Source organism: Achromobacter seleniivolatilans (genome assembly GCF_030864005.1).
Lineage (GTDB): Bacteria > Pseudomonadota > Gammaproteobacteria > Burkholderiales > Burkholderiaceae_B > Achromobacter > Achromobacter seleniivolatilans.
On sequence record NZ_CP132976.1, the window covers coordinates 5,033,423 to 5,058,864 of the forward strand.

A 25,442-nucleotide genomic window follows, 5' to 3' on the forward strand; every position below is an offset into this window, starting at 1 on the left:
TTCATTAGGAGATTCGCTATGCGTTCCATTCTGCCTGCGCGCCGCCGCGCGCTCTTGGCCGTGGCCGGCCTGTGCCTGTCGGCCGCCTTTGGCGTGTCGCATGCCGCCGAGCCATTGAAGGCCGTGGCCAGCTTTTCCATCCTGGGGGATATCGTGCGCGAAGTGGGGGGGAATGATGTCAGCCTGACAACGCTGGTCGGACCCGATGGTGATGCGCACGAATATGAACCCACGCCGGGGGATGCGAAAAAATTGTCCGCTGCTCGCGTGCTGTTTGTGAACGGTCTGGATTTCGAGACTTGGTTGCCCAGGCTGCAGAAGGCCTCAGGGTTTGCGGGGCAGACTGTGGTCGCGTCGCAAGGTGTGACGCCGCGCAAGTTTGCGGGCCATGGCGATGACAAGCATGACGATCACGATCATGGCCACGCTCACGACCACAAAGACGATCATCACTCTCATGGCGACTTGGATCCCCATGCCTGGCAGAGCCTGGCCAATGGCGTGATCTATGCGCGCAACGTGGCGGAAGGTCTGGCCGCTGCCGACCCGGCGCACGCGGACGCTTATCGTCAGCGCGCCCAGGCGTATATTGCGCGGCTGCAAACGCTGGACGCCACCGCGAAGAGTACGTTTTCCGCCATTCCCGCAGAGCGCCGCAAGGTCGTGACTTCACACGACGCGTTCGGCTATTTCGGCGATGCCTACGGTGTGACTTTTATTTCGGCAATGGGCGTGTCGACGGACGCCGAGCCATCGGCAGGCGAAGTGGCCAGCATCATCGAACAGGTCAAACGCGAGCGCGTGCCTGCGGTGTTTGTTGAGAACATCACCAGCCCAAAACTGGTGCAGCAAATTGCGCGCGAGACGGGCGCCAAGGTGGGTGGTACGCTTTATTCCGATGCGTTGTCCAAGCCCGGACAATCCGGCGCCACTTATCTGGAAATGTTTGAATGGAACGTACGTCAACTCGCCGCGGCCTTGCAGCCCTGACCGCCGCGACGGCCTTGCTGGCGGCAGGCGCCGCCAGCGCGCACCCGCATATGTGGATCGATGCGCGTGCGGCGATTGAAGTGGATGCGGACAAGCGCATTACCGCCGTCCGGCAGGTCTGGTTGTTTGATGAAATGTTTGGCGCCTACGCGACACAAGGCATGAAGAAGGGCCGCGACGGTTCGTTGCGGCCCGATGCTCTTGAAGGCATGGCGCGGGACTGGATGACGGCGTTGGGTGAGCCGATTTCGCACTACTTCACGCGAGTCACGGTGGACGGCAAGATGGCGGCCTTCGCGGCGCCACGCGACGCGCGCGTCGACTGGAACCCGAAGACCACGCGGTTGACGCTGTCCTTCACTTTGCCGCTGGCCCAGCCGCTTGCGTTGGGCGCGGATGGGGCGCAGGTGGATATCTACGATCCCACCTATTTTGTGGCGTATGCCTTTGACGCAAAGGGCGCCGTGTCGTTGGCCGGCCCGCAAGCCGCCGCGTGCACCACCGCTTATCGCAAGCCCAAGGAATTGGATTGGAAGACCATGCAGCAATTGGCCGAAATTCCGGCCGACCCCGACGCGTTGCCGGACGAACTGTTTGCCATCACCAAGGGGCTGACGCATCGCATCGAGGTGCGATGCCCGTAGCTCGGGTCCGTGCCGCAGCCTTGCTGTCCGTGCTGTTGTTGTGCAGTGGCGTGGCGTGGATGGGCGCAGCAGTTGCCCAGGGGGCGCATCCCTTTGGCGTGCCGGAAAGCAGCGCGGGCATGGGCGGGCCAGGGTGGCTGGCCAGTTTCTTTGGCCAGGTGTCCGTGTGGCAGAGCCATTTTTATAGGCAACTGACTGGAGCCGTGCGCGCCTGGCAGGCAGAGGGCGGCGCGGCCTGGACTTTGATTGGACTGTCTTTCGCCTATGGCGTGTTTCATGCGCTGGGCCCCGGCCATGGCAAGGCAGTCATTTCGTCTTATGTGTTGGCCAATCGGCAAACCGCCCGCAATGGCGCGCTGCTGGCGTTGGCGTCGGCGCTGATCCAGGCGGTGGTGGCAATCCTGATGGTGGCGGTACTGGCGCTGGTGTTCAACGCCACGGCCGCCACCATGAACAATGCCACGCGCTGGCTTGAGCTGGCGTCGTATGCGTTGGTCACGCTGCTGGGGGCTTGGCTGGTCTGGATCAAAGCGATTCGGCCGTTGCTGCGGCGGCGACCTGCGATGGCCGCCACGCCAGTGGCTACGCCTGTGTTGAAGGGCGCTGCGGCGCTGCGGGCAATCACGGTGCAAGCGCAGGCGCCGCACGCGGCTGGCAATGGGGGGCAACACGCCCACGTCGACGCACATCACCCCGACCATCATCACGATCACGACTGCGGTTGCGGACACGCCCATGTGCCCGACCCGGAACAGGTAGCGGGGCCGATGAATTGGCGGCGGGCCGGTTCGGCGATTCTGGCTGTGGGTTTGCGGCCGTGTAGCGGCGCGCTGATCGTGCTGGTGTTCGCCTTGTCGCAAGGCTTTTTCTTAGCGGGTGTGGCGTCCGCCTTGGCAATGGGGCTGGGCACGGGGCTGACGGTGGCGGCGCTGGCCTGCCTGGCGGTCGCGGCCGGTGGCGCGGCCACACGCTTGGGCAGCCGGCTGTCCGGCACGGGCGCTGCACGGTTGCGCTACAGCGTGGAAGCGCTTGCGGCGTTGGCGGTGCTGTTGCTTGGGCTCCTGCTCTTGGGCGGCATGGTGGCCGGCGGGGGCTGACGCGTCAGGACTTGCGGCCGGCCCGTGGGTGCGCCTGATCGTAGGCCTTGGCCAGATGCTGGAAATCCAGGCGGGTGTAGATCTGGGTCGTCGAGATATTGGCGTGACCGAGCATTTCTTGCACGGCACGCAGATCCTGGGTGGATTGCAGGACGTGGCTGGCAAAGCTGTGGCGCAGCACGTGCGGGTGCACGTGCGTGGGCAGGCCGGCTTCTTGTGCGATGTGCGCCAATTGCAACTGCACGACTCGCGGCGAGATACGCCGCCCGCGAGCGCCCAGGAACAAAGCTGCCGCGTCCTCGGGTTGGGAGGTGGCGGGCGCCAGTTGCGGACGCGCGTCCAGCCATTTGCGCAAGGCTGCCACGGCAGTTTGACCGACGGGTACGGAACGGCGTTTCCCGCCCTTGCCCAGCACTTCAACTTCAGCCTCTTCCAGCTTCAGCCAGCCGCGTGATTCATAGTCGGCAGAGCGCGTATAGCGCAGATCCAGCCCGACCAACTCGGATAGCCGCAGTCCGCTGGAATACAGCAATTCAAACATGGCCTGGTCGCGCAGCGCAGCGGGTTCGGTCGCAAGGCGGGCCGGGGGGCGGTCCAGCAACGCCTGGGTTTGTTCGACGGATAGCGCCTTGGGCAAGCCGCGTGGGGCCTTGGGCGCACGCACGCCAGCCACGGGATTGCCGGCCAACGGCGTGCCGGTCAGCTCAAGAGCAGGCGCCCACCATTGATAGAAGCCGCGCCAGGCGGCCAGGGTGCGGGCCAGGCTGCGAGGGCCGCGGCCCTGGGCGTGCAAACGTGCGACGAACTGGCGGATGTGGCCGTTGGAAATCTTGTCCAGCGGCAGGCGGGCGCGGCCGGCGAGTTCGTGCAGGAAGTGCAATTCGCGGCGGTACCCGTCCAGCGTGTGGGGGGAATAGCGGCGGTTGGTTTCCAGATGCCGCAGCCAGGCGCACATCGGATCGGGCAGGGCGGAGGCCGAACTCGATTCGGCCTGCGGAGCGTCGGGCGGGTTCACGTCTGGCTTTGCATTGCTCATGTTCGCCCGCCCTGCGTGTTGCGCTAGGCCTTCGGGGAGGCCGGATTCAGCCGGTGCAGCGCGGCCGAAGCCAGTTGGCCGATGGATTCCAGGAATGCCGTGCCCATTTCAGGGGTGAAGCGTTCGGCGTCGTCCGAGCCCAAGACCAGCAGACCGACGGCTGGGCCGTCGGCTTCCAGGCGCAGCGGCACCAGGGCCAGCGACTTGGGGCGGCTGTCGAGCCAGCCAGCCGCTTCAAAGTCAGTGTCGGTGCCGCAGTACGGCGTCTTCAGGCTGTCGGTGAAGGTGCGCACGTCTTGCGAAACGGGTTCGCCATAACCGGTAGCTGGCTGGTCGGACAGATTCCACAGGCGCAGCGCCACGTGGTTCAGGTCGAACTGTTCCGCCAAGCCCAACGCGATTTCACCGGGTACGCGCTGCGCGTCGTTTTCCGACAGCAGCCGGCTGCACCACTTGGCGACGTGTGTACCGATGCTTTCATTGGCATTGGCGTTGCGCACGAGTTCGTTCAAGCGCCATTCCAATTCGCGGTTGCGTTCGCGCAGCGTCAGAATCTGGCGTTCACCCAACGAGATGGCGCGCGAGCCGTGCGGATGCGGCACCTGCAAGGTCGCGAAGACTTCAGCGTGCTCGTCGAAAAAGCCGGGATGTTCTTGCAGGAAGGCGGCGATGTTCTGAGCGGTGAAAGCGGTATCAGTCATAGGGTCAGCGGTTCAGCGCCATGGAGAAGACGAGCTTGTCGATGTCGACTTGCCCCGTGAAGACGGACTCGGCTGGGCCCGTCATGCGCAGTTGTTCGCCGTTCCAGGCGATGGTGAGCACGCCGCCGCGCGTTTGCACGCGAACGGGGGACTCAAGCAGGCCGCGGCGGATGCCTGCGGCGACTGCGGCGCAGGCGCCGGTGCCGCAAGCCAGGGTTTCGCCCGCGCCGCGTTCAAACACGCGCAGGCGGATATTGTGGCGGTCCACCACTTGCATGAACCCGGCGTTGACCCGGCGCGCGAAGCGCGGATGGGTTTCGATCAACGGTCCCAGGATGGCGACGGGAGCCGTGTCGACGTTGTCCACAACCTGCACCGCGTGCGGATTGGAGATGGCCACGGCGGACAGCAGGACTGTGGCCGGCAGACCGGCGGGCGCGTCCAGCGGCAATTCCCACAGCGTGTCTTCGCCTTCGCGTTGCGAAGCCAGGCCAGCGGTGTCAAAGGGCAGGGCGGGGGGATCGAATCGGGTGCTGCCCATTTCGACCGTGACTTGCTCATCGTCGCCTTCGTCCAGAACGAGGATGCCCGTGGCGATTTCAGCGCGCAGCGGGTTGCGGTCGGATAGGCCTTGTTCGTGCACGAAACGCACGAAGCAACGCGCGCCGTTGCCGCAGTGTTCGACCTCGCTGCCGTCCGAATTGAAAATGCGGTAGCGGAAGTCGGCGTCTGGCCGGGTGGCGCGTTCAACCAGCAAGATCTGGTCGGCGCCGATGCCAAAGTGCCGGTCGCCCAACGCGCGTGCGCGTTCGGGCGTCATTTCGATGGTCTGGCGGACCCCGTCGAGCACGACGAAATCGTTGCCAGCGCCATGCATTTTGGTGAAGTTCCAGTTCATCACCGGATTATCGCCCATTATTGGAGCCCAGGCGCCCCGCCAGCCGTTCAATAGACTTTCGGTTCGCCAGGCGGGCGCGTCTTGAAGCGGCGATGAACCCAGTAGTACTGGCTGGGGCAGCGGCGCACCCAGGTTTCCAGCTCGCGGTTGAGCCTGGCGGTGGCCTCTTCCAGTGTGTCTTCACCCGGGAAGTCTTTGAGCGGCGGCAGCACGTCTACATGGTAGCGGCCGGTCTCCGGGTTCCAGAATCCAACAATGGGCAGCACCACGGCATCCCATTTTTTGGCCAGTTGGGCGGTAGCCAGCAGCGTGGCTGCCGGGACGCCAAAGAACGGTACGAAGACCGAGCCTTGGCGGCCAAAATCCATGTCGGGCAGGTAATAGACCGGACGCGGCGCCCGCAGATGGCGGATCAGCCCGCGCACGCCGTCCTTGCGGCTGACGAGGTGGACCTCATTGAAACGGGCCCGGCCCGCAGCCACGATTGCGTCGATGCCAGGATCGCTTTGCGGGGTGTACATGGTGGCGGCACTGGGGAACACCATCGTCAGCCGGGTCGCGGTGGCGTCCAGGGCAACAAAGTGCGGGGCCAGAAGGATCACGGAGCGGCCCTGCGCGACCAGCTCGTTGGCGAGTTCGGCGCCGGTCTGCGTGACCATTTCTTTGACCTGTTCTTCGGTGCCATACCAAAGCACACCGCGGTCCACGATGGTTTGCGCCAAGGCCCGGAAATGGTCGGCGAGCCATTGTTCGCGGACAGACTCGGGCTGTTCAGGAAAACACAGCGCCAGATTGCGGCGCACGATGTGTGCGCGCGATCTGGCCAGGCGCGGTGCAAGCCACCCAAGGCAGGCTCCGATGCGTTGACGTGTAGACGGCTTGATGCGGGCGAACCATTTCAGCAAGGAGACCAGCGAGCGCGTTTTGAAGTCGTTCATGAGTAAGTTAAGAGCGGACTGCGTAATCGGCGGCGGTGGCCGTGGGACTGCTGCGGGGCGCGCTGGGGGGCCTTAAGCGGGCGGCGCCGTGTCGGCGGTGGGTGCTGGCGGGGCGCCGCGCGGGGTCTTGTAGCGGTTGTAGCTCCAGAGATACTGGGTAGGGCAGCGCCGGATCAGGGTTTCCATGGCGGCGTTGAGCAAGGCGGCCTGGGCTGCGGGATCGGCAGGCAGAGGCTCTGGCACCCGCACGTAGTGGATACGCCAGCCGCGTCCGTTGGGCAGGCGTTCGCCCGCAGTCAGGATGATGGGCACGCCAGTCTGGCTGGCGAGCTTGCCGGGCAGGGTCATGGTGTACGCCATGCGTCCGAAGAACGGCGCCCACACGCCGTCGCCGACGCCGGGGGCCTGGTCGGGCAGCATGCCCACCGATTCGCCACGGCGCAGGGCGCGCACGAATTCGCGGACGCCTTGCATGGTGGCCGGAACCGCGTTGACGGCGGAGCTGTTGCGCGCCGTTTCGAGCAGCGGAGCCAGGATGTCCTTGCGTGGGGGACGGAACATGACCGTCATCGGCATCTGGCGCGCCAGGTAGCGGGCGGTAATTTCGAAGCAGCCCAAATGTGGGGTCAGGAACAGAATGCCGCGTTTTTCCGCGCGGGCGGCGGTCACGATGTCGTTGTCGTCCGACACCACCTGAGCCAGGCTTTTTTCATTGCGGAACCAGACCCTGGGATTCTCCAGGATCATGGCGCCGGTTTCCGCCGCCGCCTGCCGGGCGAAGGCCGCGCCGGGGTAGCCCGCCTGGGCCGCGTTGGCCTGAAGGCGCCGCCGGTATTTGCCCGGCCACGCATAAACAGCGCGTCCAGCCATACGCCCGATGGCGTGCGCAACGGGTAGGGGAAGTGCGGCGAAGAGTCTGAACAGAGCGAGCAGCATTCGGCAAATGGGTGAGAACGGGCAGGGTCATGCCGGTACTCGGGGTATATGTTTAGACCCCCGGCACGAGCATAAGAACGGCATTTTCGCTTAAAATGCGCTCAGTCGCCGAGTTAACCGACAACTTGCGGGGCGACGGCAAGGGTCTGACGCCATGCGTGGGCCGTGCCAAATCCGCTAAAGCGTCGCGCCCAGAGTAGCTAAGTTATGCATTCCGGGGCGCAACGCGCCTTGAGAACCTATGCGCCGGCCAAGCCGGACACTAAGGACGCATCTGTGGCCAATAACGATTTTCTCTTTACCTCTGAATCCGTCTCTGAAGGGCACCCCGATAAGGTAGCCGACCAGATTTCCGACGCGATCCTCGACGCCATCTTCACGCAAGATCCCAACGCGCGCGTTGCAGCCGAAACGCTGTGCAACACGGGCCTGGTCGTGCTGGCTGGTGAAATTACCACCACCGCCAACGTGGATTACATCCAGGTCGCGCGCGATACGATCCGTCGTATCGGCTACGACAACACCGAGTACGGCATCGACTACAAGGGTTGCGCCGTGCTGGTTGCTTACGACAAGCAATCGCCGGACATCGCCCAAGGCGTGGACCGCAGCTCGGAAGACTACCTGAACCAGGGCGCTGGCGACCAAGGCCTGATGTTCGGCTACGCGTGCGATGAAACGCCCGACCTGATGCCCGCTCCGATCTGGTACGCGCACCGTCTGGTGCAGCGCCAGAGCGAACTGCGCAAGGATGGCCGCCTGCCGTGGCTGCGTCCGGATGCCAAGTCGCAAGTGACGTTCCGCTACGTCGACGGCCGCCCGGCCGAAGTCGATACCGTGGTGCTGTCGACCCAGCATGCGCCGGAAGTCACGCAAGAGACCATCCGCGAAGCCGTGGTCGAAGACATCATCAAGCCGAGCTTCCCCGAAGGCCTGATCACGCCGCAAACGAAGTTCCTGGTCAACCCGACCGGCCGCTTCGTGATTGGCGGCCCGCAAGGCGATTGCGGCCTGACCGGCCGCAAGATCATCGTTGACACCTACGGCGGCGCTTGCCCCCACGGCGGCGGCGCGTTCTCGGGCAAGGACCCGTCCAAGGTGGACCGTTCGGCTGCTTACGCCGCCCGCTATGTGGCCAAGAACATCGTGGCCGCCGGCTTGGCGCGTCAATGCCAAGTGCAGGTCAGCTACGCCATTGGCGTGGCCGAGCCCATCAACATCACCGTCTACACCGAAGGCACCGGCGTCATCCCTGACGACCAGATCGCCAAGCTGGTGCGCGAGCACTTCGACCTGCGTCCGAAGGGCATCGTGAACATGTTGGATCTGCTGCGTCCGATCTACACGAAGACCGCCGCTTATGGCCACTTTGGCCGTTCGGAACCGGAATTCACGTGGGAATCGACGGACAAGGTCCAGGAACTGAAGAAGGCGCTGTAAAGCGGCTTGGTTCAAAAAAACGCCCCTGCAAGGTTTTTGCAGGGGCGTTTTGCATGGGCCGCACCTAGCCGGCCGCGCCTAGCCGGCCGCGCCAAATACCTTCAGAGGCCCCAGGCCGACAGATCAGGCCGAAGCGGGATGGGCGCCAGCACGCGTTCCAAGACGCTCGCGCAGTCCAGCAACGCGGCGTCGCCGCCTTCGGGCGCCAGCAATTGCACCGCGATGGGCATGCCCTGTTGGTCCAAGCCGGCTGGCAGCGCGATGGCGGCCGCACCCAGGAAGTTGGCGGGTCGCAGCAGCTTGCCCAAGCCGGTGTGGCGCACGTCTTCGTTGTCCAGCGCTTGCGCGCCCTGATCGCAAGCGGGCATCAGCAAGGCGTCCAGCCCTTGCATGGCGTCGGCGAAGGCGGCCATGTCGGCGCGGCGGCGAACCAAGGCGGCCACATAATCGGCCTGCGCGATCCGCCCGCCTGCCGCGATACGCGTGCGCACCACTTCCCACAGCGGCGCTGCCGGGTTTTCGGCCAGGGCTCCGTAGTAGCGATAGGCCTCATAGGCCAACACCAGCGAGTTGTCATCGGCCATGCGTGCGAACGATAGGGACGCGGGCGGATGCCAGACCGTGGGCGTGAAGCCTGCTTGTTCCAACTGTTCCTGAGCCTGATGCCATACCCGCAGGCTGGCGTCAGTCAGGGACGCTGGCCAGGCCTGTGGCGCGAGTACAGCGATAGTGCCCGTGCGCGGCGCGGCGGGATGTCGCAGCGAGGTGATGCAGGCGGCTGGCAGCGCCAGCGTGGCGGCGTCGTCGACGTCGGGACCGGCCAGCAATTGCGTCAGCAGCCGGGCATCTGCCACGTTGCGGGTGATGGGACCCAAGACGTCGAGCGTGTCCGACAAGGGCAGGCAGCCGGCGCGGCTGATGACGCCAGAAGACGGCTTGTAGCCCACCACTCCATTCAGCGCCGCCGGGGCGCGCACGGACCCGCCGGTGTCGCCGCCTACGGCCAACGGCGCCAGTCCGGCCGCAACGGCTACGCCTGCGCCGCTGGACGATCCACCCGGCGCGCGAGCCACATTGGCGTCCCACGGGTTGTGCGGAGTGCCTTGCGTTGGGTTCTGGCCGGACAATCCGAAGGCGAATTCGGTCATGCGGGTCTTGCCCAGGATGACCATGCCTTGGGCCATCAGCGTCTGCGCAGCCGCTGCTGTGTCAGTGCTTACGACATTGCGCCGCGTTTGCGAGCCGCCACTAGCCGTTGTGCCAGCCCATTGGATGCTGTCCTTTACCGCTACGGGCACCCCATGTAATGGCCCCATCAGGATGCCAGCATCTTGCAGCCGGTCCGCGGCGTCGGCTTGCGCCAACGCACGTTCGGCCGTGACTTCGCTGAACGCGGACAATCCTGGCGCACGTTCGATGCGATCCAGAAAGTGCGTGGTGATCTGGCGCGAGCTCAGTTCACGTTGGCGGATGGCGCGGGCAAGTTCGCGGGCGTCTCGGAAATGCAGGTCGGTGTGGTCTTGTTCTGACATGGGTCTCATGGGAAAAGAAAAAGCTTTCCGGCCCTGACAGAGCCGGAAAGCGTTTACACGTGGTGCGAGTGGTCTTTACTTAAGGGACTGGCCCTTGGTTTCCGGCATGCGAATGAACGTGATCAGCGTAATCACGGCGCCTGCCAGCACGTAGTAGAAGAACCAGCGTTCCATGCCTTTGCTTTGCAGCCAGGTCAGCAGGTAGGGCGTGGTGCCGCCCAGCAGTGCGACAACCAGGTTGTACGGCGCGCCGATACCGACAGCGCGCACGCTGGTGGGAAACTGCTCGGACATGATGGCCGGCGCGATCGAGGTGTACATCGCATACAGCACCAGACCGAACAGTTCCACCGCCAGGATCGAGCTGAACGACGGGCCCAGCGTGGTCATCAGCGGATAGAAAAAGATCAGGTAACCGGCAGCAAAGAAGATCAGCTGCGGCTTGCGGCCAATGCGGTCGGACAAGATGCCAAACAGCGGCTGCACCAGCATGAACACGATCAGCGCGACGGTGTTGGCGGCAAATGCGGTCTTCGGATCGGCGCCCACTTGGCGGATAGCGTAGGTGGGGACGTAAGCAACAAAGATGTAGAACGCAAACGTGGTCAGGATGGAAAAGCCCACGATGCGCAGCACTTCACGCGGGTGGTCGCGCAACAGGGTGCGCAGCGGCTGCTTTTCCACACCGGCCTTCTTGGCGTGCGAGAACGCTTCGGTTTCCGGGATGGAGCGGCGAATCCACATGCCGGCCAGTCCGCCAAACGCGCCCAGCAGGAACGGAATGCGCCAGCCCCAGGACGCCATGTCGGCCTTGGTCAGCGTCGACGTCAGCACCCAGCCGACAGCGGAAGCCGCCAAAATACCCACGGCGGCGCTGAAGAAGACGAAGCTGGAATAGAAACCGCGCTTGTTCGGGGGCGCCATTTCCGCCAGAAAGGTCGTGGCCGAGGCATACTCTCCGCCCAGTGACAGGCCTTGCAGCAAACGCGCGGCGGTCAAGAGCAAGGGGGCAGCGATGCCGATGGTGGCGTAGGTGGGGGTAATGGCGATGATCAGGGAACCGCCTGCCATCATCAGAATCGTCAGGCCCAACGCGGCTTTGCGGCCGTAACGGTCGGAGAAAATGCCCAGGACCCAACCGCCCACCGGACGCATGAAGAAGCCCACGGCGAAAATGCCAAAGGTGGCCAGCAGCGCGGTGGTTTCGTTGCCGTCCGGGAAGAACTGGCTGGAAAAGAAGATGGCGAAGGATGCATAGATGGTCCAATCGAACCATTCGACCGCATTGCCTACACTACCGGCCAGGATCGTGCGGGCACGCGACACGGGGGCGGCGGATGCCCCCTGCGACTGGCGCAGGGTTGCGGATGAGCTGCTCATGAAGTCCTCAGGTATTTATTTTTGGTCAAAAAGACCGTTTAATTTTGTGTTTTTATCAATGCGCGAACGTTAGATTAATGAATATAGTCACGTCAAGTAAGGGTAAGCCCCTAATGCCAGCGCTCGATGACACAGATCTGGCCTGTCTGATCGCCTTGCAGGCAGATCCCCGCGCGTCCTGGCGAGAGCTGGGCGCGGCGACCGGCATCGCCGAGCGGACTGTCGCCCGGCGGCTCAAGCGCCTGATGGACGTTGATGCCTTGCGCGTCATTGCCGAACCCGACCCCCTGGCCATGAGCCGGGGCGTCGTTCTACACGCCTGGGTCCGCTGCCGCTCCGGCCGCGTGCCGGAAGTGGCCGAACAACTGGCGCGGCTGGACATCAGTCAGCTGGTGGTGACACTCGCAGGGACGGCGGACCTGATGGCCGAATTGACCCTGGCAGACGCCGCAGACATGCCGGACGTGGTGACGCGCGTGCTGCCGTCGATCGACGGCGTGGAACATGTCGAGGCCCGGCTGGTGTTGCGGCCGTTCCGGCGCGCGGGCCAATGGCGCATCCAGGCCCAGCCAGATGTCGCTGGGGATGCGCCGCAATCGCAAGCGCCCGCAGCGTTGACAGAACCCGAACAACGCATCGTGGCGTATCTGATGCGTGACGGCCGTGCCAGTCTGGCTGAATTGGCTGAGCAGGCCAGCGTCAGCGAACCCACCGCGCAACGGCTGCTCCAGCATCTGGTGGAGCGGCGCGCGCTGAGTTTCCGCGTGGAAGTGGAACCGGCACTGGTTGGCTTTCCAGTCGAAGCCGTGATCTCGGTGCAGGTGCGGCCGCAAGCCGTAGATGCTTTGGCCGCGCATCTGGCGCTGGATCCGAACACGCGGTGCCTGTTCGGCACAAGCGGCGCATCGCAATTGTTCTGGCATGTGCTGTGCCGCGACAGCCTGCATCTGTGGGACGTCGTCACGCGCAGGCTGGGGGAGCTGGATGGGGTGCTGAACAGCGAAGTCGGCGTGGTGATGCGCGCGCACAAGCGTTGCGGCATTGTGCGCGCCGGCGCGCGTCTGGAAACAGAGGCCGGCTAAGCCGGCCTCTGCCGAACTAGGCGCCCAGGTAGGCGCGGGCCAGTGCGCCGTCCTGCGCGATTTCCGCGGCAGTGCCGTGGGCCGCGACGCGGCCAGATTCCAGCACATAGGCGCGGTCGGCCAGCGACAACGCCAGCGCTGCCATCTGATCCACCAGCAGGATCGTCATGGATTCTTCGCGCAGCCGGTCCAGCGCCTGGAACAACTCGTCGATGATCTTGGGCGCCAGTCCCAACGAAGGCTCGTCCAGCAGCAGGATGACGGGCTTGGACATCAGCCCGCGCGCAATAGCCAGCATCTGCTGTTCGCCGCCAGACAACAGGCCGGCGCGTTGATGCAGGCGTTCACGCAAGCGCGGGAAACGGGTCAACATCTCTTCGACCCGGGCTTCGCGGTCCTGCGGATGCAGGAAGGCGCCCAACCGGATGTTGTCCAGCACACTCAGCCCTGGAAAGACCTGCCGGCCTTCCGGGACCAGCACCAGCCCGCGTGCCACGATACGGTCCGCGGCGAGACCATGCAGCTCTTGTCCCTGCAAGTGCATGCCGCCTTCGGCGGGCCGGTGCAGCCCCGCCAGCGTGCGCATCAGTGTTGATTTGCCCGCGCCGTTGGCGCCCAGCAGCGCCACCATCTCGCCTTGCCGTACTTGCAAATCAATACCGTGCAGGACGGGATTGGCGCCGTAGCCAGTGGTCAGGTTGCCCACCCCCAGCACTTCGGGCGGCAATGTGCCGCCTGTGCGCGGGGGCCGCGCCGAAGGCGCGCGGCGGGCGGCCTCGTCGCCCAGATAGGCCTGCCGCACGGCTGCAGACTGTTGAATGTCGGCGGCCGTGCCTTGCGCCAGTTCGCGGCCCGCGTCGATGGCGACGATATGGTCGGACACGCCCATGACCAGGGTCATGTCGTGCTCCACCAGCAGCACGCCCGCGCCCGCATCGGCAATGCGCCGCAACAAGCCAGCCAAGCGCGTCTTGTCTTCACGCGACAGGCCGGCGGCAGGTTCGTCCATCAAGAGAATGTCGGCATCGGTCGCCAGCGCGCGTGCGATCTCCACCAGCCGCCTGTCCACATGCGGCAGATCGGCTGCGGGAACATCCAACGCGCCTTCGTAGCCGCAAAACGCCAGCAAGGCGCGCGCGCGTTCGCGCGCATCCGCTGCCAGGTAGCGGCGGGATGCCAGCAAACCGCCTAATCGCCCGCGCACCATGCCCAGCGCCACGTTGTCTTCGACGCTCAAGGTATCGAACAACTGGGAGGTCTGGTAAGTACGCGCGATGCCGCTGCGCGCCACGCGGAAGGCGGGCAAGGCAGCCATCGGCACATCGCCCAAAGCGACAGCGCCGCTGGTCGGCTGGTAGTACCCGCTAAGCATATTGATGACGGTCGACTTGCCCGCGCCGTTCGGTCCGATCAGCGCCGTGACCGCCGCAGGCGGCACGGTGAACGATACGGACTGCACCGCGCGCACGCCGCCAAACGTCATGGTCAGCGCATCGGCGCGCAGCGCGCGGCGGGTGTGTCCGGAAGCGGGCAACATGCTGCCGTGACGCGGGGCCAGCAATGGCGCACTGGCCTTTTTCCGCCAACGCGCCAGCAGGCCCGCCGCGCCTTCGGGCGCCGCCCACAGCACCACCAGCAAGAAGGCGCCAAAAAACAGCAGACGGTATTCCTCCATGCCAGACAGCAGTTCAGGCAGCAGGCCCACCACAACTGCACCCAGCAGCGGTCCGGCCAATGAACCCGCGCCGCCGATAGTCACAGCCAGCACGAACAGAATCGACTGCATGAAGTTGAAGTTGTGCGGCGTGATCATGCCTGCCTGAGGCGCATAGAGCCCGCCCGCCAGCCCCACGACTGCTGCCGACACCATGAACGCTACGGCTTTGACGGCCAGCGGATTGATGCCGATGGATTCGCTGGCCGTCTCGCTGTCTTTGACCGCGCGCATCGCGGCGCCCCAAGTGCCGCGCGACAGCATGGCGTAACCGCCAAGCACCACGAACACGGTCACGATGGCCAGCATGGCCACGCCGCGGTCGCCGCCGATGCCGGCCAGCGTGGGCTGCACGATACCCATCAAACCGTTCTGGCCGCCGGTGACCGAGCCGCCTTCGATCAGCGCGTGTTCGACGATGAATCCGAACGCGATGGTGATCATCGCCAGATATGGCCCCTTCACACGCAAGGCAGGCACTGCCAGCAGCAGGCCAAATGCCGCCGATACCAGCGCTGCGGCGGGCCAGGCCAGCCAGAAGCTCCAGCCGGCCTGACCCGTCAGGATGGCGACCGTGTACGCGCCGATGGCGTAGAAACCCGCATGGCCGAACGACATCTGGCCGGTCAGACCCAGCAGCACGTTCAATCCGATTCCAGCTAGTGCCAGCAGCGCCACATTGCCCAGCACGAACACGTAATAGCCGTTGACCGTGGCCGCCAAGACCAAGCCTGCAATCGCTATCAGACTGTAGAGCGCCAGCGGCAGCCAGCGGGGTGTGAGTCGCTTATTCATCAGACCTTCCTGACATCGGCGCGTCCGAACAGTCCATTCGGACGCACGGCCAACATGACGATCACCAGCGTGAAGCTGATGATCTGGGTGTATCCCGAACCCAGGGCCACGGTGATCAACGCTTCGACGACGCCGAACAGCAGGCCCGCGATCATCACGCCCCAGGCGCTGGTAATGCCGCCCAGGATGGCGACCACATACGCCTTCAATCCGAACAGCGTGCCCATGTCGGCCTGCACGTTGAACAGCGGCGCCACCAGCGCGCCCGCGACGCCTGCAAACAGCGTGGACAGGGCAAATGCCGCCATGATGGCGTGGCGCACGGGGATGCCCATCAAGCGGGCCGCGTTCGGGTTTTGCACGACAGCCAGCAAGGCCACGCCCCAACGGGTGCGGCGTGACAGCGTGTGCAGCGCGGCCGCCAGCGCCAGCCCCACCAGCGGGATCAGCAGTTGCAGCGGGTAGATGCCCAGGCCCAGCCCGCCGATTTCCAGCGGCGACTGAGCCAGGGGCGACGGCAAGCTGCGCGGCTCCTTGCCAAAGGTGAACATCACGACGTTGTCCAGAACGATGCCGAGCGCCACCGTGGACATCAACCACGCGTTGGAGCCGCGGCTGGCAAAGGGCCTGACGGCCAGCCGTTCAACGACCAGGCCGTACAACGCGCACAACAGCATGGCCGCCAGCAGCGCGGGCGCCCATGGCCAGCCCAGCGTTTGCGCGAACGTATAGGTCAGCACGGCGCCCAGCATCATGGAACTGCCTTGGGCGAAGTTCACCGTGCCTGACACAGCGTAGGTCAGGTAAAAGCCCAGAGCCATGAGTCCGTACATGCTTCCCAGACCCAGGCCGCTGACGATGGCGGACATCAACAACATGCGCGTCTCCCGCGTGAGCGTGCCGGGTTACTGCCCGCCTTTCACGGGCAGGATGCGGTTGTCGATGAACTGCGTCCACACGTAGTCGTTCTCGCGCAGCGCGTCATGGGACGTGGGCGTGAAGGGCTGTTCGTAGGTCTTGATCAAGCCTTCGTATTTGCCGATCTTGTAGAAGCCCTGACGCACCGCATCGCCATCGGTCGAACCTGCCTGCGTGATCGCCAGCGCGGCCAGCTGCATGCCATCGTAGGCATTGGCCACGCCCACGGCGGGCGTGATGTCCTGCGGACCCTTGATGTCGGAATACTTGGTCTTCAGCGCCTGCATGACCTTGTCGCCCACCGGCCCTTGCTTGCCGAAGAAGCTATAGGTCTGCACGAAGTGCACGTTCTTGGCATTGGGTCCGGCCAGTTCGGTAAAGCGGCCGCCGGCAGGGCCCCAGTGCGACACGATCGGCACTTTCCAGCCCATGCGGTCCAGCGACTTCACGACCTGCGCCGATGGGCCTACGTTGCCCACCAGGAACAGCGTGTCCGCGCCTGCGGCTTTCAGCCGGCTCAGTTGCGGCACAACGTCCAGGTCGTTGGGCTGGAATTTTTCGACGCCAGCGGGCGTGACCTTGGCGGCCGCCAGCGCAACGTTCAGGCCTTTCTCGTTCGATTCGCCCCACGGGTTGTTCACCAGGATCATGCCGGGCTTGGCGCTTTGGAAGGTCTTTTGCGCGTACTGCACCATGGCGCTATCCACGATCTCGTCCATGGCCGACACGCGGAACACGAAGTTGGGATCGGCCTTGTTCTGCGTGATGGCCGTGCCCGCCGCCCAAGGGCCCATGAAGGGCACTTTTTCCTGATTCACGATGGGCACGATGGCCATGGACACCGGAGTGTCCAAACCTCCGAACACCACGGCCACTTTCTCTTTGAAGATCAGTTCGCGCGCAGCCGCCATGCCTTTGGCGGGATTGCCCTCATCATCGCGCCGCACCAGCACGACCTGACGGCCGCCCAACAAACCGCCCTTGGCATTGATCTCATCGATAGCGATGGTGATGCCGCGCGTCAGCGCTTCACCGGCGCGAGCCGATTCCCCTGACAGCGCCGTAATCAGTCCGATCTTGATCGGGTCAGCGGCAAGTGCCGGTTGCAAAGCAAAGCCTGCCGTGAACAGGGCGGCGGCGGTGGCGCGAAGCAGAAAGGAACGGCGGGTCGGGGTCATCGGGCACTCCTGGAAAAAGTGGAACGAATCTTGCATGGGGTTATGTGCTGCTCCGTTTCCCTATGCAAGATCCATGCCACCTGATCCGACCCGGCGCGAGGTGGGGCGCAGGCCCCCGCTGCCACAGGGGCGCACAGGGGAAATGCGGAGTCGATCGGTGTGGTTTGTTCGCACCGAAACAAAATTTTGTTCTCAATAGCCAAGCAATTTTGTTCACAATCATGCATCAGGATTTGCACCAAAATGAATCCATCCTTGCTTCAAAGCACTAATCCGGGGCGTGATGACGTATCCGCCTGGACCCCGGCGCCTCTGGCATGCCATGGCCGTTTTCCATACCAATCCATCGCCGGGCGGGCGGATTACACCTGGCCGAACGGCGCGCGTCTGGCCGTGTACCTGGGTTTCAATATTGAGCACTTCGCATTTGGAGAAGGGCTGGGCGCTGAATTGGGGCCGGCGTCCCCCCATCCCGACGTGCTGAACTACGCGTGGCGCGAATACGGCAACCGCGTGGGCGCATGGCGCTGCCTGGATCTGTTTGACGAGCTGCGGCTGCCGGCGGGGGTGCTGATCAATACCGCCTTGTATGAACACTGCCCCGAATTGATCGACGCCTTTCAGGCGCGTGGCGACGAACTGATCGGACACGGATACAGCAACGCGCACCGGCAGGGCGGGCTGTCTGAAGCTGAAGAAAGCGCACTGTTGGCGCATTGCCGCGAACGTATCCTGCGCCACGCCGGGCAGGCGCCTGAAGGCTGGTTGTCGCCGTGGATATCGGAAAGCCGCAGCACGCCGGACTTGCTGGCCGAGGCCGGCTATCGCTACACGCTGAATTGGTGCCACGACGATCAGCCCATGCGTATGCGCACCCGCGCAGGCGATCTATGGGCCATTCCGTATCCGCAGGAGCTCAACGACATTCCGATGATCATGGGCCGCAAGATGGATGCGCGAGACTTTGCCGATATGATTCTTGACCAGTTTGAAGAGATGCGTGCGCAGGCGGTGCGCCAGCCATTGGTCATGGGCATTGCGCTGCATCCCTATATAGTTGGCCAGCCGTACCGGCTGCGTCACCTGCGCCGTGCGCTGGCTCCATTGGCGGCAGCCCGCGACCGGGGTGAGATCTGGTTCACGACCCCAGGCGATATCTGCCGGCACGTGGACAGTCTGCCCGCGGGCGTGATTGCCGGGGGCAGGTTGTAGAAGCCTTTTGAACGTCGCGCCAAAACCATTCGTCCCGCTCGTCTTTAGTGTTCAACCGAGTTCATCATGTCTACCCGAAGCCCCGCTAACCCCCGCGCCAAGCCGTCCGCCCGCAGTACGTTCGCAGCGGAGCCCGAACCGCCGGTTTCCGATGCTGGCAGCACGCCCGACAGCGACATGGAACGCCGCATTTGCGAAGCCGTGTATGAAAGCGTGATGAGCCAGCGCCTGACGCCGGGCACGAAGTTGCCCGAGGCGGCAATCTGTGAACTGTTCGGCGTATCGCGGTCGGTGGCGCGCAAGGCTTTGCAGCGGCTGGCGCATGAGCACGTGGTGGACCTGCACCACAATCGCGGCGCAGTCGTCGCTGAACCCACGCCCGAAGACACGCGCCAGATTTTCCAGGCGCGCCGCGCGTTGGAAGCCGCGCTGGTGCCGTTGGCGGCGGCTCGCGCCACCAAGGCCGACTACGCGTCTTTGCGCAAACAACTGCGCGATGAACATGCTTTGCTGCACCGGGCGGGACAGCCCGCTTGGGCGCGGCAGGCCAGCGCCTTTCATGTCAGGTTGGGGGAACTGTCTGGCAACACCATCCTGCACGGTTATCTGGCCGAATTGGTGTCGCGCTGTTCGCTCATCGTGGCGCTGTATGAGCCGCCCGGCAACGCGGCCTGCGAACACGGCGAGCATGTGCAGATCGTCGATCTGATGGAACGCGACGACGTGGCCGAGGCCGTGCGTATCAATGACAACCACCTTGCGGACCTGGAGCGGCGCATCAGCCTTGAGCGCCCGCAACCCGCGCAAACTCTTGCCCAAATGTTGGGACTGGCCTGATATGGAAATCGATTTCGACGCTATTACCGAATACCAGCGCTATAAGCTGATGGCCAGCCTGATCGTGCCCCGGCCCATTGCGCTGATCACCACCTTGTCCGAAACCGGCGTCGTCAACGCGGCGCCGTTCAGCATGTTCAATATGCTGGGCGAAGACCCGCCCATCGTCATGGTCAGCATCAACCGCCTGGAAGACGGCGGCTTGAAGGACACGGCGCGCAACATTGCTCGCGACAAGGAATTTGTGGTGCATCTGACCGACGAGGCCATGGCGGAAAAGATGCATCGCTGCGGCGACCGTTTGCCGTCTGATGTCAGCGAACTTGCGCACGCAGGACTGGACGCCGCGCCCAGCCACCACGTCAAACCGCCGCGCATTGTGCAAGCGCCCGTGGCGTTTGAGTGCACGTTGTACGAAACCATGGAAACCGCCAGCCGCCAGATTTTCATCGGGCAGGTGCGTTGGCTGCATGCGCGCGACGGATTGATCGACACGGAAACCTGGCGCGTGCGCTTGCAGGACTATTTTCCGGTGGGCCGTTTCGGCGCCAGCTTTTATGTCACAACGCGGGACCGTTACGCAATCGGCGGCGGCGATTCGCCAGCTGGCACGGCGGCCAGCACCGCGATCGACGAGATCTGAAAGCCGTCACCACACCTGCTGCTGCGAGCCAGGCGCTCGCAGGTGGCGCGAGAAACGCTGCGCCAGGAAGTCCACAAACGCGACGATCTTGGCCGGCAGGTTCAGGCGTTCGGGGTACAGCGCATGGATGTCGGCGGCGGGCGTGCGCCAGTCGGGCAGCACTTCGCGCAGCCTTCCCGCACGCAGATGGGCGGCGGTCTCCCATTCCGATCGCATGACGATGCCGTGGCCGTCCAGCGCCCATTCCAGAGCGCTCTGGCCGTCATTGGAACTGACGGGGCCGCGCACTTTCACCGTCTCTGTGCGCGGTCCGGATTCAAGCCGCCATGTGCCGTAGGCGACATCATTTTCACGAACCACGATGCAGCGGTGGCGTTGCAGATCGCCCGCCGTGCGGGGTTCGCCGTAGGTATCCAGGTAACGCGGCGACGCGCACAAGAGCCGCCGGTTTGACGCGATCTTGCGCGCGGTCAGCTGGGCGTCTGGAAGGTCGCCGAATCGAACGGCGACGTCAAAGCCCTCTTCAATCAGGTTAAGCGGCCTGTCGGTCAGCCGCATCTGCACTTCGACGTCGGGGTATTGGCGCGCAAAATCAGACACGGCTGGCACGATGTGCGCGCGTCCAAAGCCAAAGGTCGCGTTTAGCCGGAGCAACCCTTGCGGTAGCGCCCGTGCGCTTGAAACCGAGCGTTCCAGCGCGTCCAGATCGCTCAGAATGCGGCTGCCCTCGGCCAGATACAGCTCGCCTTCCTGCGTGACGCTGACCCGGCGCGTGGTGCGGTTCAGCAGCCGCACGCCCAGCCGCTGCTCAAGCTTGGCCAAGCGGGTGCTGACGGCAGGCGGCGTCAGCCCGAGCTCGCGCGCGGTGGCGGACAGGTTGCCGTGTTTGACCACCAGGGAGAAAAAGGCCAGATCGGAAAGCGCGTCCATGAGTCTATTTATAAATCTAATTTAATAAAGATTTAGTTTTTCAATGAATTATAAGAATTAACTAGGCTTATACACTGGTCTTACCGATACAGAGCCGCCTCACGCGGCCATACGAGGAGACCTGGAATGAAGATCAAGCTTGCGGCTGGCGTTTTGTGCGCGGCCATCACCGCTGCGTCCTGTTGGGCTTTTCCTGCCGCCGCCCAGGCGTTTCCCGAGCGCGCCGTCACGCTCGTCGTGCCCTTTGCGCCCGGCGGCAGTGTGGATATTGCCGCCCGGCTGATTTCGGAGGCCTGGGGCCGTGCGTTGGGCCAGAGCGTGATCATCGAAAACCGGGCTGGCGCGTCGGGCAATATCGGCATGGCCGCCGTGGCGCGCGCCCAGCCCAACGGCTACACGCTGGCGATCAACACCATGTCGCTTGCCATCAATCCGGCACTCTATCCGGACATGCCATTCGATACGAAAAAAGACCTGCGCGCAGTGGGTACGGTAGGTACATCGCAGCATGTGCTCACCGTTACCAACGCGTTGCCAGTCGCGAATGTGACCGAGCTGTTGGCCTACGTGCGCGCGCGCCCCGCCAATGAACTGAGCTTTGGCTCGGCAGGAACCGGAAGTACCTTTCACATGGCGGCGGAACTCTTCAAGTCTGTGTCCAAGACGCAGATTCTGCATGTGCCCTACAAGGGGGGCGGCCCGGCCATGGTCGACACGATCAGCGGCCAGGTGCAGATGAGCTTTCCCGTGTTGTCGGCCGCCAAAGCGCAAGTGGATGGGCACAAGCTGCGGGCTTTGGGGGTGACGGGTACAACGCGTTCACCGCTGCTGCCGGATGTGCCGACTATCGCGGAATCCGGCTTGCCCGGCTACGCGTTCAACACCTGGTTTGTGATCAGCGCGCCTGCCGGCACGCCGCAGCCGGTGATCGACACCTTGAACGCCAAGCTGGCCGAGGCCTTGCAGTCGCCCGCGTTGATGCAGCGCATGCGACAAGAAGGCTTCGACCCCCTGGTCTCCACTCCTGCTCAGACCGACGCCATGGTGGCTGCCGAAATGGTGCGCTGGGATGGCATCGTGAAGGACGCGGGCATTCAGGCGAATTGAGCTGCTGCAAGACGCGCCCGCGCGGTTGCGGGCGTCATACCCTCCAAGGACGCTAGACATGCCAGGCAAGACGCTTTACGACAAACTGGTGGACAGCCATGAAGTCGCTCGTATCGACGACGAGCACATCCTGCTTTATGTCGATCTGCACATCATGAACGAGTACACCAGTCCGCAAGCCTTCAGCGGACTGGCCGCGCGCGGACGCCCGGTGCTGCGTCCGGGGCAGCAGATGGCGGTGGTGGATCACATCATTCCCACGCATCCGGTGCCTGCCGCGCTGCGAGTGATTGCAGATGACGCGTCGTCGCGTCAGGCGTTGAATCTTGCGCGCAATTGCGCGGATCAGCACATTGCGCTCTTCGACACGACCGACCCGCTGCAAGGCATTGAACACGTCATAGCGCCCGAGCACGGCATGATTCTGCCCGGCATGGTGGTGTTGTGCGGCGACAGCCACACCACGACGTATGGCGCCCTGGGTGCGTTGGGCTTTGGCATTGGCACATCTGAAGTCGAGCACATTCTTGCGACGCAGACGCTCGTGTACCGCGTGGCGCGCAACATGCGTATCCGTGTCGATGGCGAGTTGTCCGCCAGTGTGTCCGCCAAGGATCTGGTCATCTATCTGGTGCATCGCATCGGCGCGCAGGGCGCGCGGGGTCACGCGGTCGAATTCTGTGGACAGGCGGTTGACGCCTTGTCCGCCGAAGCGCGCATGACCTTGTGCAATATGACGGTAGAAGCCGGCGCTCGCGCCGCGCTGATCGCGCCGGACGCTACGACAGACGCCTATGTGGCGGCGCATGCGCCGCAGTTGCAGGGGCTGGCGCTGGAGCAGGCCCGCGCCCACTGGGCCACGCTGCATAGCGATAGCGATGCGGTGTTTGATGTGGAGCATGTCTTTGACGCGGGGCGGATTGCGCCTTTTGTGACCTGGGGCACCAGCCCAGATCAGGCTTTGCCCGTCACGGCTTTGGTGCCTGATCCACAGACCGAGTCCGACGCGCTGGCTCGGTTAGCCCTGGAGAAGGCCATGGACTATATCGGCCTCGCGCCCGGCCAGCCGATTGCCGGTGTGCCGATCGACCGCGTGTTCATTGGTTCCTGCACCAATGGCCGTATCGAGGACCTGCGCGTGGTGGCGGCCTTGGTGCGCGGCCGAAAGGTAGCGGCGGGCGTGCGGGCCATGGTGGTACCCGGGTCGGGAGCGGTGCGCGTGCAAGCCGAAGCCGAAGGGCTGGCCGAGCAATTGATCGCCGCGGGTTTTGAATGGCGTCAACCTGGCTGTTCGATGTGTTTGGCCATGAACGACGACATGCTCAGTCCTGGTGAACGCTGCGCCTCAACCACCAACCGCAATTTCGAAGGGCGCCAGGGTAGGGCGGGGCGCACGCATTTGATGAGTCCCGCGATGGCGGCCGCCGCCGCGCTGGCCGGCCGAATCGTAGACGTACGTGATTGGGAGCAAGCCAAATGAATCCGCTGATCGAAGGTATCGCCGCGCCACTGCCGTTCTCGAACCTGGACACCGACCAGATCATGCCCAAGCAGTTTCTGCGCATTATCGATAAGGCCGGATTGGATAAAGGGCTGTTGTATGACCTGCGTTTTGACGAGCACGGCGCGCCCCGGCCTGGCTTCGTCCTGAATCAAGACGCCTACGCGGGCGCTTCCATTTTGGTGGCAGGACCCAATTTCGGCTGTGGTTCCAGCCGCGAGCATGCCGTGTGGGGGTTGCAGCAATTCGGCATTCGCGCCGTGCTCGCACCGAGCTTCGGAGAAATTTTCTACTTCAATGCGGTGAATAATGGCCTGTTGGTGGTGAGCCTGCCCGCCGCCCAGATCGACGAGTTGCTTGCGCGGGTGTCCAATACGGAGCCAAGCGGCAATCAGCGCCTGACCATTGATGTCATGGCAGGCGTGGTGCGCGCGGCCGATGGCTGGAAGGCGGACTTCAGCTTGCCAGAGCGTCATCGCCACATGTTCGCGCAAGGGCAGGACATGGTGGATGCGTCGCTGCTGCAACTGCCCGAGGTCGAACAATTCGAAGCCCGTCACTGGGCACGCCATCCGTGGATGAAAGACGTGGCCCGTACCGTGCGTGACCGTCTGAACGCCGGATAGCCAGAAAGCTAAAGGAGACACCGCTCATGACCGCATTTTTCGACTTGCCCGTACGCCGTATCGCGGCCAATGGTATCCAGATCGCCGCGCGTATCGACGGGTCTGGCCCGCCGTTGTTGCTGCTTCATGGCCACCCGCAGACGCATGCCATCTGGCACCGCTTGTGGCCGGAACTGACCCGGCACCGTACCTGCGTGGCGGCCGATTTGCGTGGTTATGGCGACAGCGACAAGCCCTTGGCAAGCGACGGTCACGCAGCGCATTCCAAGCGTGAAATGGCGGCCGATATGGCCGGCTTGATGCATGCGCTTGGGCACGAGCGGTTCGAGGTGCTGGCGCATGACCGTGGCGCACGGGTGGCCCACCGGTTGGGGCTGGACCACGCGGGCGCCGTCTCCCGCATGATGCTGCTGGACATCGCCCCGACGCTGGACATGTACGAAGGCACGACGCGGGCCTTTGCCCAGGCGTATTACCACTGGTTCTGGCTGATTCAGCCCGCGCCTGGACCTGAAACCATGATCGAACACGACCCGGTGTTCTATCTGCGGTCGGTCATGGGCGGGCGTCCCGGCGGCCTGGCGCATTTTTCAGCCGAGGCCATGGCGGAATACGAACGCGCGGCCCGGCTGCCGGGCTGGGCTACCGGCATCTGCGAGGACTATCGCGCTTCCGCCACGGTGGATCTCGATCACGACCGCGCGAGCCGTGCGGCGGGCGAACGCTTGGCCATGCCAGTGCGCGTGCTGTGGGGCGAGCGCGGGGCCGTGGGCAAGAACTTCGATGTGCTGGCGCTGTGGCGGGCTGTGTCGGACGAGGTGTCCGGCAAGCCGCTGCCGGGCGCGCATTATCTGGCCGAAGAAACCCCGGATGCCTTGCTGGAAGAGGCCCGCGCATTCTTTGATTTGCGCTAGCCGAAAGCTGTCAATCAAGCCTGGGCGGCTCATAGGGATATCCAAAAAGGGACGCACCCCGGGTGTTAACCTTCGCCCCATGAATCGTTACTTCGCCGATCTTTCCGAATTGCCCGACCCTGAAGACGCGCAACGCGCCTTCAAGGCGACGGACTCGCCCTGCGTGGCCGTCTGCTCCACCCTGTTTGACGACATCTGCCGCGGCTGCGGCCGTACGGCCATGGAAGTGGCCAACTGGGTCTTCATGTCGGACGAGGAAAAGCGCGAGGTCTGGATACGCATCAAGGCGCAGGGGTATCCCCGGCGCAACAACTAAGGGCGCAGCAACGCCCGGATTTCCGGACCGTCTTGGGCATGTCATATGGCGCGGGCTAAATCGCGCTATTGCCCACT

24 protein-coding genes are annotated in these 25,442 nt (G+C 64.1%); 13 read left to right on the plus strand and 11 right to left on the minus strand.

Annotation, left to right across the window (positions count from 1 at the left end; translation table 11 throughout):
- Positions 1-18 precede the first annotated feature (18 nt).
- From RAS12_RS22755 to RAS12_RS22765, 3 genes are read left to right on the plus strand one after another with little or no spacing between them, the layout of a single operon-like run.
- On the plus strand, positions 19-990 hold the full coding sequence (locus RAS12_RS22755; RefSeq protein WP_306941655.1) for a metal ABC transporter substrate-binding protein: 972 nt from the start codon (positions 19-21) through the stop codon (positions 988-990).
- Positions 951-1,634 (plus strand): DUF1007 family protein, encoded by a 684-nt coding sequence (locus RAS12_RS22760; protein WP_306941656.1) that lies wholly within the window; start codon positions 951-953, stop codon positions 1,632-1,634. The genes RAS12_RS22755 and RAS12_RS22760 overlap by 40 nt, the downstream gene beginning before the upstream one ends.
- Positions 1,625-2,731 carry a nickel/cobalt transporter gene (locus RAS12_RS22765; RefSeq protein ID WP_306941658.1) on the plus strand — a complete coding sequence of 369 codons (1,107 nt, stop codon included), beginning with the start codon at positions 1,625-1,627 and terminating at the stop codon, positions 2,729-2,731. The genes RAS12_RS22760 and RAS12_RS22765 overlap by 10 nt, the downstream gene beginning before the upstream one ends.
- A gap of 4 nt (positions 2,732-2,735) precedes the next feature.
- On the opposite strand, the gene xerC is transcribed toward RAS12_RS22765, so the two are convergent.
- From xerC to RAS12_RS22790, 5 genes are all read right to left on the minus strand, one after another.
- Positions 2,736-3,767 (minus strand): tyrosine recombinase XerC, encoded by a 1,032-nt coding sequence (gene xerC / locus RAS12_RS22770; RefSeq protein ID WP_306941660.1) that lies wholly within the window; start codon positions 3,765-3,767, stop codon positions 2,736-2,738.
- A 23-nt stretch (positions 3,768-3,790) separates the two neighbouring features.
- Positions 3,791-4,468: a DUF484 family protein gene (locus RAS12_RS22775; RefSeq protein WP_306941662.1), complete on the minus strand. Its 678-nt coding sequence runs from the start codon at positions 4,466-4,468 to the stop codon at positions 3,791-3,793.
- A gap of 4 nt (positions 4,469-4,472) precedes the next feature.
- Positions 4,473-5,384 carry a diaminopimelate epimerase gene (gene dapF, locus RAS12_RS22780; protein ID WP_306941664.1) on the minus strand — a complete coding sequence of 304 codons (912 nt, stop codon included), beginning with the start codon at positions 5,382-5,384 and terminating at the stop codon, positions 4,473-4,475.
- Positions 5,385-5,413: 29 nt separating this feature from the next.
- Positions 5,414-6,304 carry a lysophospholipid acyltransferase family protein gene (locus tag RAS12_RS22785; RefSeq protein WP_306941665.1) on the minus strand — a complete coding sequence of 297 codons (891 nt, stop codon included), beginning with the start codon at positions 6,302-6,304 and terminating at the stop codon, positions 5,414-5,416.
- Positions 6,305-6,376: 72 nt separating this feature from the next.
- Entirely contained in the window at positions 6,377-7,240 is an 864-nt protein-coding gene (locus RAS12_RS22790; RefSeq protein WP_306941667.1) for a lysophospholipid acyltransferase family protein, read from the minus strand.
- Positions 7,241-7,516: 276 nt separating this feature from the next.
- Between RAS12_RS22790 and metK the strand changes: the two genes are divergently transcribed.
- Positions 7,517-8,680, plus strand: coding sequence for a methionine adenosyltransferase (metK, locus tag RAS12_RS22795; protein ID WP_306951576.1), 1,164 nt, complete (start codon positions 7,517-7,519; stop codon positions 8,678-8,680).
- A gap of 101 nt (positions 8,681-8,781) precedes the next feature.
- On the opposite strand, the gene RAS12_RS22800 is transcribed toward metK, so the two are convergent.
- Both RAS12_RS22800 and RAS12_RS22805 read right to left on the minus strand, forming a co-directional pair.
- Positions 8,782-10,212, minus strand: a complete 1,431-nt coding sequence (locus RAS12_RS22800; protein ID WP_306941669.1) for an amidase — start codon at positions 10,210-10,212, stop codon at positions 8,782-8,784.
- Positions 10,213-10,287: 75 nt separating this feature from the next.
- Positions 10,288-11,592, minus strand: coding sequence for an MFS transporter (locus RAS12_RS22805; RefSeq protein ID WP_306941671.1), 1,305 nt, complete (start codon positions 11,590-11,592; stop codon positions 10,288-10,290).
- Between the two features lie 77 nt (positions 11,593-11,669).
- Here RAS12_RS22805 and RAS12_RS22810 point away from each other — a divergent pair, with 77 nt between their 5' ends.
- On the plus strand, positions 11,670-12,674 hold the full coding sequence (locus tag RAS12_RS22810; protein WP_306941673.1) for an Lrp/AsnC family transcriptional regulator: 1,005 nt from the start codon (positions 11,670-11,672) through the stop codon (positions 12,672-12,674).
- 16 nt (positions 12,675-12,690) lie between these two features.
- Here RAS12_RS22810 and RAS12_RS22815 read toward each other — a convergent pair whose 3' ends face one another.
- From RAS12_RS22815 to RAS12_RS22825, 3 genes are read right to left on the minus strand one after another with little or no spacing between them, the layout of a single operon-like run.
- Complete coding sequence (locus RAS12_RS22815; protein WP_306941675.1) at positions 12,691-15,183, minus strand: branched-chain amino acid ABC transporter ATP-binding protein/permease; 2,493 nt, start codon at positions 15,181-15,183, stop codon at positions 12,691-12,693.
- A complete protein-coding gene (locus RAS12_RS22820) occupies positions 15,183-16,061 on the minus strand; it encodes a branched-chain amino acid ABC transporter permease (protein ID WP_306941677.1) in 879 nt (292 codons plus the stop codon). The genes RAS12_RS22815 and RAS12_RS22820 overlap by 1 nt, the downstream gene beginning before the upstream one ends.
- A 27-nt stretch (positions 16,062-16,088) precedes the next feature.
- Complete coding sequence (locus tag RAS12_RS22825) at positions 16,089-17,279, minus strand: ABC transporter substrate-binding protein (RefSeq protein WP_306941679.1); 1,191 nt, start codon at positions 17,277-17,279, stop codon at positions 16,089-16,091.
- A 243-nt stretch (positions 17,280-17,522) separates the two neighbouring features.
- On the opposite strand from RAS12_RS22825, the gene RAS12_RS22830 reads away from it, so the two are divergent.
- The 3 genes from RAS12_RS22830 (at position 17,523) to RAS12_RS22840 (ending at position 19,971) form a co-directional block, all read left to right on the plus strand.
- The gene (locus RAS12_RS22830) at positions 17,523-18,491 is read left to right on the plus strand and encodes a polysaccharide deacetylase family protein (RefSeq protein WP_306941681.1); all 969 of its coding nucleotides are present in this window, start codon (positions 17,523-17,525) and stop codon (positions 18,489-18,491) included.
- A gap of 66 nt (positions 18,492-18,557) precedes the next feature.
- On the plus strand, positions 18,558-19,328 hold the full coding sequence (locus tag RAS12_RS22835; RefSeq protein ID WP_306941684.1) for a GntR family transcriptional regulator: 771 nt from the start codon (positions 18,558-18,560) through the stop codon (positions 19,326-19,328).
- 1 nt (position 19,329) lies between these two features.
- Entirely contained in the window at positions 19,330-19,971 is a 642-nt protein-coding gene (locus RAS12_RS22840; RefSeq protein WP_306941686.1) for a flavin reductase family protein, read from the plus strand.
- A gap of 6 nt (positions 19,972-19,977) precedes the next feature.
- On the opposite strand, the gene RAS12_RS22845 is transcribed toward RAS12_RS22840, so the two are convergent.
- Positions 19,978-20,901: a LysR family transcriptional regulator gene (locus tag RAS12_RS22845; RefSeq protein ID WP_306941688.1), complete on the minus strand. Its 924-nt coding sequence runs from the start codon at positions 20,899-20,901 to the stop codon at positions 19,978-19,980.
- A 126-nt stretch (positions 20,902-21,027) separates the two neighbouring features.
- Here RAS12_RS22845 and RAS12_RS22850 point away from each other — a divergent pair, with 126 nt between their 5' ends.
- The 5 genes from RAS12_RS22850 (at position 21,028) to RAS12_RS22870 (ending at position 25,365) form a co-directional block, all read left to right on the plus strand.
- A complete protein-coding gene (locus RAS12_RS22850; protein ID WP_306941690.1) occupies positions 21,028-22,008 on the plus strand; it encodes a tripartite tricarboxylate transporter substrate binding protein in 981 nt (326 codons plus the stop codon).
- A 58-nt stretch (positions 22,009-22,066) separates the two neighbouring features.
- A complete protein-coding gene (gene leuC, locus RAS12_RS22855) occupies positions 22,067-23,488 on the plus strand; it encodes a 3-isopropylmalate dehydratase large subunit (RefSeq protein WP_306941692.1) in 1,422 nt (473 codons plus the stop codon).
- Positions 23,485-24,135, plus strand: a complete 651-nt coding sequence (gene leuD / locus RAS12_RS22860) for a 3-isopropylmalate dehydratase small subunit (RefSeq protein ID WP_306941694.1) — start codon at positions 23,485-23,487, stop codon at positions 24,133-24,135. Before leuC ends, leuD begins: the two co-directional genes overlap by 4 nt.
- A gap of 26 nt (positions 24,136-24,161) precedes the next feature.
- Positions 24,162-25,049 carry an alpha/beta fold hydrolase gene (locus tag RAS12_RS22865; RefSeq protein ID WP_306941696.1) on the plus strand — a complete coding sequence of 296 codons (888 nt, stop codon included), beginning with the start codon at positions 24,162-24,164 and terminating at the stop codon, positions 25,047-25,049.
- Between the two features lie 79 nt (positions 25,050-25,128).
- A complete protein-coding gene (locus tag RAS12_RS22870) occupies positions 25,129-25,365 on the plus strand; it encodes a DUF1289 domain-containing protein (RefSeq protein ID WP_306941697.1) in 237 nt (78 codons plus the stop codon).
- Positions 25,366-25,442 lie beyond the last annotated feature (77 nt).